The sequence below is a fragment of the Acidovorax sp. FG60 genome (genome assembly GCF_057808995.1).
Genome location: NZ_JBMDJC010000007.1, coordinates 85,615 through 98,929, shown reverse-complemented (window position 1 = coordinate 98,929; position 13,315 = coordinate 85,615). Strand labels below are relative to the sequence as shown.

The following is a 13,315-nucleotide window of genomic DNA, read 5'->3' as shown; positions in this document are numbered from 1 at the left end:
GGCGCGAACGGCTAGCGCAGGCGTGCCTGCAATTGCGTTTCGATGTGTTCCCGCTCCAGCGCAAACTGCTGGGCGGTGATCTCATTGGCTTCGTATTTGCGGGCGGTGGATAACAACAGCACCGTGTTTTCCAGGCGCGTGTCTTGTTGCAACGAGGGCGGCAGGGCGGTCAGGCGGTCAAAACTCTGTTTGTAGAGTTCGCTCCAGCTCAGCGCCCCGGCCTGGGCCTGGGCGCGCGCACCGTCATGCCAGCGCGCGAATTCTTCAAGGGAGCCATCCCTCGGGCTGGTGCATCCCCCCATCGCCACCAGCAGCGCTGTCGCCGCCACAGGCCGCGCGAAGAAGCGAGCAGAAAAAAGACTTGCAGAGATTCGAAAACGTGTGGTCACGATCGTCCTCCATTCTAGATTGCCACCGAAAATCCCGGTGCGCAGCGCCAGATGGTACTCCGATGCTATGCTTTTTGCTACCCATGGCGAGTAGGCGTGCTAAACCACTCCACCTCATGCACAAGTTCACTCAAACAGACTGGAGGGAAAGATCTGGTCCAGCCCACTGGGCAAAAGCGGCATCGAATCCACCGACTGCACGGTCACATCGGGCATCAGCAACGATGCCGCCGCCAGTACCGCAAGCACAACCGTGCCGGCAAACGCAGCGAGGGCGCGGGTTCCGGGTGTCAAGGGGTGGCGCTTCATGGCGGATCCTTTGTCAAAAAGGTGGGAGTCCCAATGAGCTCCCGGGTCAGCCTCAATGGCTGATGGAGAGGATTTCAGCAAAACGCGCGGCCAGCGTCTGTCAGACAAGTGCGATATCCGCAGATGACCCCGGTTTGTTGCCTTTGGTTGCAAGTCATTCAGAAGCTTGGTTGTGCTCAGATGTTCCGTAGAGCGAGCATGCGCATGACACTAGGAGTCCAGCGTGGTCCTTGTCCCACCGCGCTGCACTTGGCAGGAGTCCAAAGACGGAAGCCAAACGGCCGAAGCCGGCGCTGGCGCAGAGCGCATGGGCGCGAACTTGAATGGGTGACGGGGGTAGGTTGTTGCCAGCGCTGCCCGCCCTTGCGGCGAAATGGCAAGAACCTCTGCTTTTTGCTCCTTGGCACGCACATCGGGAAGCTGCACCTCTACGAGCTGAGCAGCCGCCAGCACCCGAAGCTTGTCAACGTCGCAGGGCTTCTCGATCATCATGGGCAGCTTGCTCTGTGCAAGGACGAACAGTAGCTCCATGGGCATAGGTGCACTCCTTTTGGGTGGAGTCATTTATTGTGAATAGTGCGCCGCGGCGTGACAACCAATCACACGTTTTGCAACAAATCGGCGGGTTTGGTCCCACCGCTCCCGGCATTTCGCGAGGCGGGAAGGAGGCGCTGAAAGCGCTCCGTGTCACTTGAGAGGCCGAAACGAAAAATTTGTCCCTCCAGATCAGTTCATCCCCGTCGCCGAACATTCCGGCCTCATCGTGGGATTGGGCGAGTGGGTTCTCAACACAGCCTGTGCAACGATGCGCGAGCTTCTGAACTCCGGTACCGCCCCGCAGAGAATGGCTGTGAATGTTTCCACGGTGCAGTTGCAGGACCCTGGGTTCTTTGACCTTGTCTGCGCAGCGCTGGCGACCAACGGGTTGCAGGGACTACACCTGGAGTTGGAGATTACTGAATCAGTCGCTGCGCTTCCGACTCAATTCTTGGAGCAAACCCTCTCAGCCCTACGCGCGCAGGGCATATCCATTGCAATCGATGACTTCGGGACCGGATACTCGTCGCTGAGCTATCTTGAGCGGCTGCCTCTGGATCGCATCAAGATTGATCGTTCCTTTGTTCGTCAGTTGAGTGAGCCGCGCAGCGCCCGAATCGCCGAGATGGTGGCTCAATTGGGGCGAAAGCTGGGCCTCAGCGTATTGGCGGAAGGAATTGAGGATGCGACTGTCTGGAGTGCACTCGTCGGAATGGACTGCCAGGAAGGCCAGGGATACCACATCGCAATGCCTATGGAAGCGCATGAGCTGGTTGCCTGGGTGCAGCGTCATATGGAGCAGCGAAGGGCCTTAGTCCCCAAAAGCGGCTAACGTCCTCGATGGACGCCCGAGTGGGCAAGCCTCGCCCTTTGGGCGTACACCTATCTGAACGGCCGTTACCAGGAGCCACCTGCGCAAGGTTCGAGGCACCTGGTTTTCGCCACCGAAAATTCCCGTCATCCTGTTGCAGGATGGGGCGCCAGCAGGTTAGGTTTGCGTGGAAATCAACAGCCAGCCTACTTCCGCTGGTCCAATAGGCGCAACGCGGTCTTGAGCACCTTGCCATAGTTGTTCTTGGGCAGTGCCTCGGCGAAGTGGTAGTGCTTGGGCCATTTGAAGCGTGCGATGTGCGCCAGATCGAGCGCTTCGTCGGACTCGGACTCGACCTTTTGGGTCCAATTCTTGAGGTTGCGAAACGCTTGGCGCTTGCCGGCGACAGAACAGTTCTGTCGTCGTGCATTTCTGAGGCCCGCCCTTCTTGGTCCAGCCGCCCGGTGTCACCTTCACAGTTCGGCTACCCAGTTGCGTGCTGCCTGTGGCGGTCCTGCTCTGGTCTTTTCCTATCTGCCCGAGGGAGGGCGTGACCCGGGTTCTCTTGATACGCTGCATTCTTTTCTGCACCGTCGTTATGCCGCATCCCCCTGTTGCCATCTTCCACAGCCTGCTGGCTGTCTGCCTGATCACTCTGGCTGCCAACACATGGTCGCATGGCGATGCAGTGGACAAGGTGCGGCGCCAGCCCCTGTCTGCTGCGACCACCGATGCGCCACGTTCCGACCTTGCACAAGCGGAGCGCATTCCGTTTGTGGATGCGCATGTGCACCTGAACAGCCTGCCCATGCAGCTGAACCTCATGCAGCGCTGGGGCGCCAGCCAGGCGGTGGTGTTCTGGGGTGGCCGCAGCAGCAACGAATCGGTGGCCGAGGGCGCGCGCTTACACCCCGGCAGGCTGATTCCGTTTGCGTCGATATCGCCCGAACGCACTGTATACCGCCCTCATTGGGAGGGCGACAGCAAGGCATTGCTGCAGCAGCTTGACGACATGCTGGCCACCGGTTTGTTCAAAGGCATTGGCGAAATCTCTGCCGTGCACTTTCCGTCGGCGGGGTTTGCCGAGACCGACTTTGGTGTCATCGGACCCATGATGACCGGGATCATGGAGCTGGCGCGCAAGCACAAGGTGCCGGTGATGGTGCATGTGGAAAGTACGCGCATGGCAGACCTGGAGCAGTTGCTGCAGAGGTTCCCCGATGTGCCCGTGATCTGGGCGCACGGCGGGTACACGCCCTTGTTTCTTGCTCGGCGCATGCTGGACCGATACCCCAACTTGTACTACGAGCTGAGCGCACGCACCTGGGCGCTCCACCCTCGGTCACCCGACTACACTATCCTGCGAGACGGCGTGCGGGTGTGGCCGGAGTGGCTGGCGCTGATTGAGTCGATGCCCGCACGCTTCATGGTGGGAACGGACGCCAGCCACCGCTCTGCCGCCAGTGACGAGATGAAGTACGCCAGCGTGCAGAGTTTTCTGGCGCAGTTGAAACCCGGTGCGCGAGAGCAAGTGGCCAGCGGCACCTTGCTGCGTCTTGTGGGCATAGACCCTGTAGTTGCTGCGCCCCTGCAGCGCCCTGAATCGACACCGTGAAGGAAAGTTGGCGGTAGCGCGCGCTATGCCGACTGGGAGGGGTGTGGGACGGGCCGTGGCCGCCCCTGTTCATCAATCGCTATTGATCCGGCCTTCATTAAATTGTACTTTTGGAGTCTTTCATCATCAGCATGAATGATGAACGCAACAGACATGAGAAGTTTTCCAAGACCGGCGCGCCACGAGCGTCGGGTACAGGTCATCCGACTACGCAAAGCGGGTCATACGCTTGATGAGATTGCTCAGCTGACAGGGTTGAGCAAGACAGGCGTATTCAACATTTGCAAGCGTCATGAGTAGCACGGTGCGAATGCGCTGCAAGATGCCCCGGGTGGACGCCAGTTTGGCGACAAGCGACTGCTCAGCGCCGAGCAAGAGGCACGGGTTCGGATGCTGATCATGGATAAGACGCCCGATCAGCTCAAGATGCCTTACGCACTGCGGACACGTCAGGCTGTGGCGCAACTGATCGAGCAGCATTGGCGTGGATGCGGACTCTGGCTTGGTGCATACAGTGCGAGATGGCAGTGGCAATGTCGGTGATGTGATCGAAGTCAACTGCCACGCTGCATGGGCAAGATACAGACGGTGCTCAAAAAGAAAACGGCACAGATCGTTTCGCTGTTGGCGTCATGCAATCTGTGGATGACAAGGCGCAAGTTGCTGGAGTGCGTGCGCCGCGTGCGCGTGCAGGGTGCGTAAGGCCCCGAAGATTGGGGTAGGGGCCTCAGCGCCGCGCCCACACCTGGCCCAAGGGGCGCGCCGAACTGCTGAAAACGAGCGCAGTCTTAGCTCAGGCACTGCAGTGGCCTGGTTTAAAGGTATTCGTGCAGAGCATCCTTAGTTTTCCGCGCGGCGGCGCAGTCCCGCAACCGACATCACCAAGGCCAGCGATAGCAAGCCCCACAGGGACAGTGTGGGCACGGGATGTACGTCGCCGGGGCCAGGGCCTGCTCCGGCCCGGGGCGTAACCCCGGCCGTTGGCGGCGCAGAGCTGCTGCCGCCCTGCGCGTTAGCTGTCACGGTGAAGGTGTAGGCCCTGCCATTGGTGAGCCCCGTGACGGTGCAGCTTGTGGCGGGGTGCAGTACGGTACAGCTTGCCCCGCCCGGCTGCGCGGTGACGGTGTAGCTCGCGGGCGTGGCTCCGCCGGCTGGGTGCTGCCAGGAGATGGTGACCTGCGCACTGCCCGGCGTGGCCGTCACTCCGGTGGGCGCGCCAGGTGCTGCCGTCATTGCGCGCAGTTCGAATGTGTAGGCGGTGGAACCTATTGCGTTGCTGAATACACGTGCCTGGTACAGGCCTGGGAGCAAGTTGGTGGGCAGCGGCCGCGACGTGTAGCCGTTGTCGTTGGACAGCAGCGCATCCAGCCACACAGCCGAGCCCCCTTCCATGCGCTGCAGTCGAACCTGAGGCAGGTTGCTGGCGGCCTGCTGTGTGCCTCCGCTCGCAGCTTCCCCATCGCCGGTGAACCTGGTGCCGATGAGTTGCAGCGGCGCGCCGGGGTCTTGCAGGGTGAAGTTGTTGGTGATGATGGGGCGCGGGCGCGCGGTGGGCTGGATGTCGATCAACAGCGGCTGGTCTGGGTTTCCAGCGCCGGGCGCATACCCGCCAACCAGTAGCACCCTGCCATCGGCCAGCAGCAGAGCCTCGTGGCCATTTCGGCCCTGTGCGAGGGTTTGAACGATGCTCCACCTGCTGAGGACAGGGTCGAAAACCTCGATGCGTCGCACCTCGGAAAAGCCGCCCCAACCTCCCACCATCATCACCCGGCCGTCCGGCAGCAGGGTGGCCGTCGAGTTGGAGCGCGCTTCAGTCATGGTGGAGACACTGTTCCAGGCTCCATTGCTTGGGTCGTAGATTTCCGCGCTGGTCAAGATCTGGGTGCTGTTGCTGTTCCACCCACCCGCGACGTGGACCCGCCCGCCCGGCAGCAGGGTGGCGGTATGTCTGCCGCGCGCCTGGTTCAGGCTTGGGCCGTTGGTCCAGGTATTGGTGGCCGGGTTGTAGAAAGTGGTGCTGGCAACATGGTTGCCACCAGCGCTGCCGCCCACCACCATCACGCGCCCGTCTGGCATGAGCGTGGCGGTATGGCTGCTGCGCGGCTGGGGCAGGGGTGCTGCCGCCAGCCACAGGCCCACAACCGGGTGGTAGATCTCCGCGTGGGCCAGCGGTGCGCCGTTGATCTGCGCGGTGCCGCCCACCACCAGCACGCTGCCTCCGGGCAGCTGCGTGGCCGTGTGCATGAGGCGGGCCTGCGCCATCGGTAGCGTGGCGCTCCAGGTGTTGGCGACAGGGTCGAAGACTTCGGCGCTGGCGTGAGCCTCTGTGTTGCCCGCGCCTCCCGCCATCAGCACTCTGCCATCGTTCAGCAGAGTCTGTGTCTGATGACGCCTGAAGGCCACGGAGGGAGTCCCTGCACTCACCCAGTCGTCTGTTGTTGGGCGGTAGCGCATAGGCAGTGCGTGTCCGCCGCCATAGACACTCCCGCCCGCCACAAGTACCGAGCCATCGGCCAGCACGGTGGCGGTGAACTCGGCGGTTGCCGTGCGCGGCGCAGTCGGCACGGTGGATATGGCGGCCGTGGGGGTGAAGATCTGGGGGCTGGTGAGTGTACCCCCGGCACCGCGGCCGCCCACGGTCAGCACCTGGCCGGTGGGTAGCAGCGTGGCCGTGTGCCACTCGCGCGCAGGGATCAGGTTGCCCCCGGGCGCCACGGTGCCGTCGGCGGGGTTGAAGAAAGCGCTGCTTGCGACCAGCACGCCGGCGCTGGCGCGGCCACCACCTAGCAGAACGCGCCCGTCAGCCTGCAGCGTGGCACTGTGCCGGGTGCGCTGGCCGATGCTGGCGGCGGCGGTCCAGCTATTAGTCGTGGGGTCATAGAGCCAGGTCGGGCCGTTGAACACCGTACCGTCTTCCTGCTCGCCTCCCGCCACATACACCCGGCCATCGGGCAAGAGGGTTGCGGTGTGGAACATGCGCCGCTCAGCCAGGGGCAGAGCGGCAGCAGGCGTCCAGGTGTTAGCGGCCGGGTCATAGATGGACGCATGCGCCGTGGCAATTTCGCCATTGTCCATGCCGGCGACGACCAGTACGCGCCCGTCTTGCAATAGCGTGGCCGTGTGGTGACGCGCACCCTGGCCCGGCATCTGGTCCGCGCTGCTCCAGGTGCGGCTAGCAGGGTCATAGATCTCTGCGGAACGCAGCGCCGCCTGACCCGCACCGCCTCGGCCGCCCACGATCAGCACGCGGCCGTCGCGCAGCACCGTGGCGGTGTGATGGCGGCGGGCCACCGCCAGATCAGGCGCTGGCGTGAAGGCGTCGTCCATGGGGTCGTAGGTTGCGGCGCTGCGCAATGGAGTGCCCGTGGCACTGGTGCCGCCAGCAATCAGTACGGTGCCATTGCGCAGCAGCGTGCCGGTGTGCCCTAGGCGGGGCTGGGGCAGCGGCGCGGCGGCGGTCCATTGGCCGGTGCCGCCGTTGTGGCGCAGGGTGGTCGCCAGCGCGCCGGTGCCGTCGTCGCCACCAGCCACCAAAACGCCGCCGCCGGGTAGCGGGGTGGCGGTGTGCTGGAAGCGCGCGCCGTTGAAGTCAGGGCCTGGCAACCATTGGGCTTGCGCGGCAGAAGCCAGGAGGTACAGCGCGCTGATGCACAGCAGGTGCCGCAGGCTGGGGGCGAGGGTGAGCATGGGAGGTGATTCCCCTTCAAAAATTGAAGAAAAAATGAGGGCTGCAACGCTTCTGGATAGGGCGCTGGCAGCTCCTAAAAATTGAGTGATGGAGCGAAAGGCAAAAAGGAGGAGGGCGTCAGGCCCTCGCGTCACAGAACTGGGGTACGCTTCAAGGCACCTGCACCACAACCGGGGCCGACAGCGGTCCCTCGTTGCCTGCGGCGTCCAGCATGGCCACCTGGTAGCTGTGGCTGCCGCCGCGCGGCGCGCTGGTGTCGGTGTAGGTCGTGCCCGAGGCCACGGTGCCAATGGCCACGCCGTTGCGGTACACACGGTAGCCCGCAGCGCTGGCGGCGATGAAGGACTGCTTGACGGCCTGCATCTGCGGGTTGGCGTTCTGCCGCGGCAGATAGCCGTAGTTCACTGTCCACACCAGCGTGCCACCCAGGCCCTGCTCGCGCACCCATTGCCCCTTGGCGGCGATGGAGTGCTCGTCCTCGTAGCTCAGGTAGGTCACGGGAGTGTCGCCGGAACGCCACCAGGGCTGGGTGTACGTGATGTAGCTCTGCTTGGCCACCTCGTCCCAATGGCGGGTGGCGCCGGGCTGGCCGAAGGCGTTGTCCTCCACGAGGCGCTGGTAGAAGTTCATCCAGTCACCGTTGTTCATCCAGCCCTGCATGCCTTGCAGGCTCTGGCGCGGGCCGGTGACGGGATTGTTGTAGTACGCGCCATACAAACCGATGCCGATGCCCAGCTTGGAGCGTGGCACGCCCGCATCCAGGTAGGCCTGCACGGTCGATTCAATCGATGTGGGGTGCAGGTCGCCCGCGCCGAACAGCGGCGAGTGGTGCCATGACAGCCAGCCCCAGTCGCCCGCCATGCTGTAGGTCATCAGGTTGAACTGGTCCACGGCGGCGGCGACTTCGGCATGCCAGGACGTGACGTCGGGTTGGTTCTTGTTTACCCAGAAGCCGGGCCAGCTCAACACCAACGGAGTGGCTTGGTAGCGGGGGCGCTGCGCGGACGCGGCGCGCAGTTCGCGCAGGAGACCCAGGGCCTGGGCGCGGCCTTCCGGGGTGTCCAGGTTCTCTTCCCAGTCGATGTCCACTCCGTCATAGTTCTTCTGCACAGCCTTGTCCAGGATGTTCTGGATGAAGCGCGCGCGCACCGTGGGGTTGGCGGTGGCGGCCAGAAACCCGGGGCCATCGTTTTCCCCGCCGATCATCATCATTGCCTTCACGCCTGCCGTGTGGGCCTTGGCGATGAGGGCGTCTTCAACCTCGATGTGCGCGTTGCCCGCGCCTTCCAGTAGATCGCCTGCGCGCCCTCCAGGCAGCGAGCCCAGTGCGGGCGCATAGCGGCCGAAGATGAAGTGCGTCATGGTGCTCATGTCCACGGCATCGGGCGGATACATCGTCCAGTACCAGCCTGCGTAGTAGCCGGTCACCCATTTGCCGCTCTGTGTGACGGGGTTCCAGCCAAGTCGCACACCCTGGGGTGTGGCCGTGCCGTTCAGCCCGCCGACTGGGGGCAGGGGGTTGGCTGCATCCACCGCGACTTGGGTCGTGGCGGTGGCCGTCTGCCCTGTGCCGTTGCTGCAGGCAAGGGTGTACGACGTGCTGGCCGCAGGGCGCACCACTTCTTCGCCTTCGGGCGCAAACGAGCCGCTCCAGCCTCCCGATGCCGTGCAGGATACAGCGTTGGTAGCCTGCCAGGACAGCCGGGTGCTGTCGCCCACCAATACGCGCGATGGCGTGGCGCCGAAACGGGCAATGGCTGGCGGCGCGGGTGGCGGACCGTCGCGCACGGTGACGGTGGTCGATGCGCTGACGGTGTTGCCCTCTGCGCTGCGGCAGGTCAGACCGTAGGTGGTGGAGGCCTGCGGGCGCACTGTAGCGCCACCGTTGGGGGCTTGCTCGCCGCTCCAGCCGCCCGTGGAGGTGCAGGCCACGGCATTGCCGGTGCTCCAGGTCAGGATGCTGGTGCCGCCAGCGTCCACGGTGGCAGGCTGGGCTGTGAAGGACTGGATCTGCGGGGGGGCGGGCGGCGGAGGGGTTGACGCGTCCTCCTCGACCACCAGTTGGGCCAGGCCTTCGCCACCGGCTTCAAAATACTCCATGCGCACCGTATGGTGGCCCGCACTCAGCGGAACGCGCGCCTCGTCCATAGTGATGCCGTGCACCGTCCAGTTGTCGATGACCTTGCGGTCATTGACGAAGACACGTACACCGTCATCGGTGAAGGTAATGAAGTGGGCGGTGCCGCCGTTGAATGGCAGCGTGGCTGTCCAGCGGGCAGAGAAGCCGTCCACCGGCAGATGTGCAGGGTTGGGGCTGCCTTCGGGTCCTACCCAGTAGTGGTCGATGGGGCTTTTCTCGCAGCGCTGCAGCGCGGGTGCGCCTGATAGCGTGATGTTCGGAAAGTACTCGGCCAGCCATTGGCCGCGGGGGCACTCGAGCGCGTGGGCGCCGCCGCCGAGCAGTGGGAGGGATGCGGCTAGCGCGCGCAACGCCGCGCCGGCGCGGCGGGCGCTCTTGTATGTCAGGTGCATGTGAAAAACTCCTCTTCAGTGTTGTTGTTTGGAAAGAAACATGGGCAAGAACGGGCGAATGCAGACGGAGTGCGCCACGTCCGAGGTGTGACAGCGGGCGGGGGCGGGGAGAAGAAACAAGCCTCCGGGCCGTCACTTGCCGCCTCTCTTCTGGCGTGTGCGCATTACCTCGACATTGGCGCGCTGCTCGGGCGTCAGGCCTTGCGCCGGTTTGGCGCCGGGCGCTTTCTCCACGGCGAGCACCATGCCGGCGTGTAGCGCAGCCAGCGCGGCGGCGGCGTATTCGCGGCTGTTGAGTCCGTGGCGCGCCAGGGCAGCGCGAACCTGGGGGTGGGCGTCGAGCTTGCGGGCGATGTCATCCACTGATTCGGCATCCACTTCGTCTTCATTGCCCAGCTTGTCGGGCGGCTGAGGTAGCTTTCGAAGTTCTGCAGCCGCCGCTTCCATGCGATCCAGCAGCGCGGGTGTGAGGCGCAGGCGCGCTGGGTCGGCGACACCTGCGGCCCAGGCGCTAGTGGTGGTTGCGAGCAAGGCCATCGCGGCGAGCGTGAGGCTCGCCAGGGTGCGGGTCAGGGGTGGGTTCATGAGGTGCCTGCAAAGTCAGTTTTGATGCGGAAAGTTCCGCTAGCGCTTGATAGGAAGCCGTCAACAGCTATCAATTTCGATAGATATCAGGTGAGTACATGAGCCTGCCGTTAAGGTCCTGGCAAGGCTAGTAGCGCATCGCCTGCACCGCCCTATCCCGACGGGGTAGTCGTGTGGTGGCAGGGCGCGCTACATTCGCGTTTTTGTGAAATAAGTCATGCCCCCGCCCCGTCGCAACACCCAAGCCGCCGCCCGCCTGCGGCAACTCGCCTGCCTGGATGTCACTGGGGCGCAAGCCATCTCGCCCGTGCTGGCTGAGCTACACCAGCTGATCGGGTTTGACGCGGGTTGCCTCATCCATCCCGGAGCGCAAGGCGAGATGGAGGTTTTCATGGAAAACCCCGTCCTTCAGGCGGCGATGCCCGACTACTTCGACCCCCGGATCCAGTACAGCGAGGCGAGGGTGATGCACCGCGGCGCGCGTCACTTCAGCGAGGCCCTGCGCTTGGAACGAGGCGTGCAGATGCTGCCGCAGATGGCCAAGGTGTCCGTGCCCGAGCTGATACGCAGCGACTTTTTCAACGCGGTGCTGCGCCCCGGCGACGTAGGCGACGGGCTGAAGCTTCCGTTGCGTACGTCTGCAGGCCAAGGGGTGGGCATTCTGTGGCTGTTTCGCCGCGAGGCGGACCCGCGCTTCGCGCCTGAGGAGGCCGCCGCCCTGGGGCGGCTGGAACCCGTGCTGGCGCGCGCGCTTCAACCAAGCGAGGCCGATGCCGGGGACAACGAGGTCTGCGGCCAGGGGTTGCTGGTCGTATCGCCCGAGGGGCGGCTGCAATGGGTGTCGCCCGAAGCGCAGACGCTGCTGGCCCTGGGCCTGGGTACGCGTTGGCGCGTGGGCCGAGGTGACTTGCCGGATGTGGTGCAGTTGCTGGTGCAGCGCCTGTTCTGGCCCGATGCGAGCGACGATGGACCGCTACCCGAGGTGACTTTGCGCACGGCAAACGGCGCTTTCTCCCTGCGTGCCACGCGCCTTGCAGGAGTGGCAGGCGCAGGCGAGGCCGCCGCCATCTACATCACCCACCGCGTGCCTCGCGGCATTCAGCTGTTGGCACGGCTGCGCACCGTGGGACTGCCCCGGCGCCAAGCGGAGCTGGCGTACTGGATCGCGCGCGGGGTGCAGGAATCACAGATCGCCCAGCGCATGGGTGTGAGTGTCAACACGGTGGTCTACCACCGCCGCCATCTCTACGCGGCGCTGGGTGTGCAGAGTCGGCAGGGGCTGGTCGACCGGCTGCTGCCACCCTCAACTACCCCGTGGGGGTAGGTCGTGGTGCGCGAGGGCGCACTAGATTTGGCGCCTTTGCTAACAGCGCCGACCCCCACCATGCCCACGCACCGCCAAGCGATGAACGCCGTTGCCCACCTGCGCTACCTGGCGCGTCTGGACACCAACGGTCCGGAGTTGATCGGGTCCGTGCTCGAATTGCTGCACGCGCTGATCGGTTTTGACTCCAGCGGCTACTTTTACACCGACTCTAACGGCGACCTTGGAGTCCACATGGAGCATGCCGACGTGCTGGCAGCAGTGCCCGACCATTTTGATCCGCGCATCCTGCGCAGTGAGCGCGAGGTGTTCCATAACGTGCTGCAGAACGCCAGCGACATCACGCGCCATCGACTCGGTCCGCAGACGCTCACGCAGATGCTGACCGTGCCCTACGGGGGGCTTTTACGCAGCGATTACTACAACGTGGTGATGCGGCCCGCAGGTGTGGGGGACTGGCTGAGCCTGGCGCTGCGCACCCCTGAGGGTCGGGGCGTGGGCATCCTGTTTCTATTTCGCCCGCCAGGGGCTGCGCCGTTTCGGCCTGACGAAGCGGCCATGCTGGCACGTCTGGAGCCAAGCCTAGCGCGGGTGCTGCAGCCCTGCGATTTGGAGGAGGGCGACAGCGAGGCATGCGGCCAAGGTGTACTCGCGATATCCTCCATCGGGAGTCTTCTTTGGACTTCCGAACAAGCCGATGTGCTGCTCGCAAAGGCCTTTGGCTGGCGCTGGCGGCAAGACCATGCGCGCGATGGCCCCTTGCCCCTGCCGCTGCAACTGTTGATGCAGCGCCTGCAGTGGCGTGCGCCGGATGCCACCAGGCACTCAGGAGTACTCTGGCCGCAGATGCAGGTGCGCAACGCCCACGGCCGGTTCGTACTGCAGGCAATCCCACTCAACAGTGCGGAGGGTGCGGGCCAGGCGGTAGCCATCCACATCACTCAACGTGTGGCGCGCAGCGCACTGCTGCTCGCCGACTTGCGTGCCAAAGGACTGCCACAGCGCCAGCACGAACTGGCCTATTGGCTGGCACGTGGTCTGCCCGAGTCGCAGGTTGCAGCCCGCATGGGCATCAGCGTCAATACGGTGGTGTACCACCGGCGCCAGCTTTACGCGCGCATGGGGGTGGCTAGCCGTGCGGATCTGATGGCGCAACTACGAATCCCCTGAGCGGTGACCCGCGCGGTATTGCGCCGGATGTGCGGCATTGTCGGCGCGGTCTCTACGCGCAACTTCGTTCCCATCCTCGTCCAGGGCCGCAGCGGCTTCAATAAGCCCGGAAATTTGGCGAAGAGTGTCACGGTGGAGTGACCCGCTGGGCGGGGTGATGACTTGTAACGCCAAAAAATAGTGCGGCGGATGTGAATAAAGTTCGCTGGGGAAATTCTGCATTGTGAAATGCAAGGCGCCTCATCTGAGGGACTTTTGTCGCTGGAACCCAAAGGTGTGGGCGGTGCAGTGGGCTGCTTTAGGCTGGGAGCAGCCGCTCAGAGTCAAGTCCCAAACGACCGGTGTCACCAGGAGC

Annotated in this window: 9 protein-coding genes and 3 pseudogenes; 6 read left to right on the top strand and 6 right to left on the bottom strand. The window is 64.2% G+C overall.

Annotated features, from left to right (window positions below; translation table 11 throughout):
* Positions 1-11: 11 nt before the first annotated feature.
* From ACODS0_RS12245 to ACODS0_RS12235, 3 genes are all read right to left on the bottom strand, one after another.
* Positions 12-389, bottom strand: coding sequence for a hypothetical protein (locus ACODS0_RS12245; protein WP_228894763.1), 378 nt, complete (start codon positions 387-389; stop codon positions 12-14).
* 126 nt (positions 390-515) lie between these two features.
* A complete protein-coding gene (locus ACODS0_RS12240; RefSeq protein WP_055393434.1) occupies positions 516-698 on the bottom strand; it encodes a hypothetical protein in 183 nt (60 codons plus the stop codon).
* A 210-nt stretch (positions 699-908) separates the two neighbouring features.
* On the bottom strand, positions 909-1,229 hold the full coding sequence (locus ACODS0_RS12235; protein ID WP_488835211.1) for a hypothetical protein: 321 nt from the start codon (positions 1,227-1,229) through the stop codon (positions 909-911).
* A 163-nt stretch (positions 1,230-1,392) separates the two neighbouring features.
* On the opposite strand from ACODS0_RS12235, the pseudogene ACODS0_RS12230 reads away from it, so the two are divergent.
* From ACODS0_RS12230 to ACODS0_RS12215, 4 genes and pseudogenes are all read left to right on the top strand, one after another.
* Positions 1,393-2,067 (top strand): annotated as a pseudogene (locus ACODS0_RS12230) (EAL domain-containing protein); the annotation flags it as partial.
* A 577-nt stretch (positions 2,068-2,644) separates the two neighbouring features.
* The gene (locus ACODS0_RS12225; protein WP_488835209.1) at positions 2,645-3,661 is read left to right on the top strand and encodes an amidohydrolase family protein; all 1,017 of its coding nucleotides are present in this window, start codon (positions 2,645-2,647) and stop codon (positions 3,659-3,661) included.
* Between the two features lie 138 nt (positions 3,662-3,799).
* A pseudogene (locus ACODS0_RS12220) lies at positions 3,800-4,186 on the top strand (helix-turn-helix domain-containing protein); the annotation flags it as partial.
* A pseudogene (locus tag ACODS0_RS12215) lies at positions 4,140-4,363 on the top strand (hypothetical protein); the annotation flags it as partial. The pseudogenes ACODS0_RS12220 and ACODS0_RS12215, both read left to right, overlap by 47 nt.
* 138 nt (positions 4,364-4,501) lie before the next feature.
* Here ACODS0_RS12215 and ACODS0_RS12210 read toward each other — a convergent pair.
* The 3 genes from ACODS0_RS12210 to ACODS0_RS12200 form a co-directional block, all read right to left on the bottom strand.
* The gene (locus tag ACODS0_RS12210) at positions 4,502-7,348 is read right to left on the bottom strand and encodes a Kelch repeat-containing protein (RefSeq protein WP_488835207.1); all 2,847 of its coding nucleotides are present in this window, start codon (positions 7,346-7,348) and stop codon (positions 4,502-4,504) included.
* Positions 7,349-7,499: 151 nt separating this feature from the next.
* Positions 7,500-9,881 carry a glycosyl hydrolase family 18 protein gene (locus ACODS0_RS12205; RefSeq protein WP_488835205.1) on the bottom strand — a complete coding sequence of 794 codons (2,382 nt, stop codon included), beginning with the start codon at positions 9,879-9,881 and terminating at the stop codon, positions 7,500-7,502.
* A gap of 132 nt (positions 9,882-10,013) precedes the next feature.
* Positions 10,014-10,466: a hypothetical protein gene (locus ACODS0_RS12200; RefSeq protein WP_488835203.1), complete on the bottom strand. Its 453-nt coding sequence runs from the start codon at positions 10,464-10,466 to the stop codon at positions 10,014-10,016.
* A gap of 217 nt (positions 10,467-10,683) precedes the next feature.
* On the opposite strand from ACODS0_RS12200, the gene ACODS0_RS12195 reads away from it, so the two are divergent.
* Both ACODS0_RS12195 and ACODS0_RS12190 read left to right on the top strand, forming a co-directional pair.
* On the top strand, positions 10,684-11,790 hold the full coding sequence (locus ACODS0_RS12195) for a helix-turn-helix transcriptional regulator (protein ID WP_488835201.1): 1,107 nt from the start codon (positions 10,684-10,686) through the stop codon (positions 11,788-11,790).
* A gap of 60 nt (positions 11,791-11,850) precedes the next feature.
* Positions 11,851-12,960, top strand: coding sequence for a helix-turn-helix transcriptional regulator (locus ACODS0_RS12190; RefSeq protein WP_488835199.1), 1,110 nt, complete (start codon positions 11,851-11,853; stop codon positions 12,958-12,960).
* Positions 12,961-13,315: the final 355 nt, after the last annotated feature.

Bases quoted from the DNA above. Each gene is read 5' to 3' on its own strand.
- ACODS0_RS12210 (WP_488835207.1), bottom strand. From the start codon at position 7,348: ATGCTCACCCTCGCCCCCAGCCTGCGGCACCTGCTGTGCATCAGCGCG.
- ACODS0_RS12195 (WP_488835201.1), top strand. From the start codon at position 10,684: ATGCCCCCGCCCCGTCGCAACACCCAAGCCGCCGCCCGCCTGCGGCAA.
- ACODS0_RS12205 (WP_488835205.1), bottom strand. From the start codon at position 9,881: ATGCACCTGACATACAAGAGCGCCCGCCGCGCCGGCGCGGCGTTGCGC.
- ACODS0_RS12225 (WP_488835209.1), top strand. From the start codon at position 2,645: ATGCCGCATCCCCCTGTTGCCATCTTCCACAGCCTGCTGGCTGTCTGC.
- ACODS0_RS12240 (WP_055393434.1), bottom strand. From the start codon at position 698: ATGAAGCGCCACCCCTTGACACCCGGAACCCGCGCCCTCGCTGCGTTT.
- ACODS0_RS12190 (WP_488835199.1), top strand. From the start codon at position 11,851: ATGCCCACGCACCGCCAAGCGATGAACGCCGTTGCCCACCTGCGCTAC.
- ACODS0_RS12235 (WP_488835211.1), bottom strand. From the start codon at position 1,229: ATGGAGCTACTGTTCGTCCTTGCACAGAGCAAGCTGCCCATGATGATC.
- ACODS0_RS12200 (WP_488835203.1), bottom strand. From the start codon at position 10,466: ATGAACCCACCCCTGACCCGCACCCTGGCGAGCCTCACGCTCGCCGCG.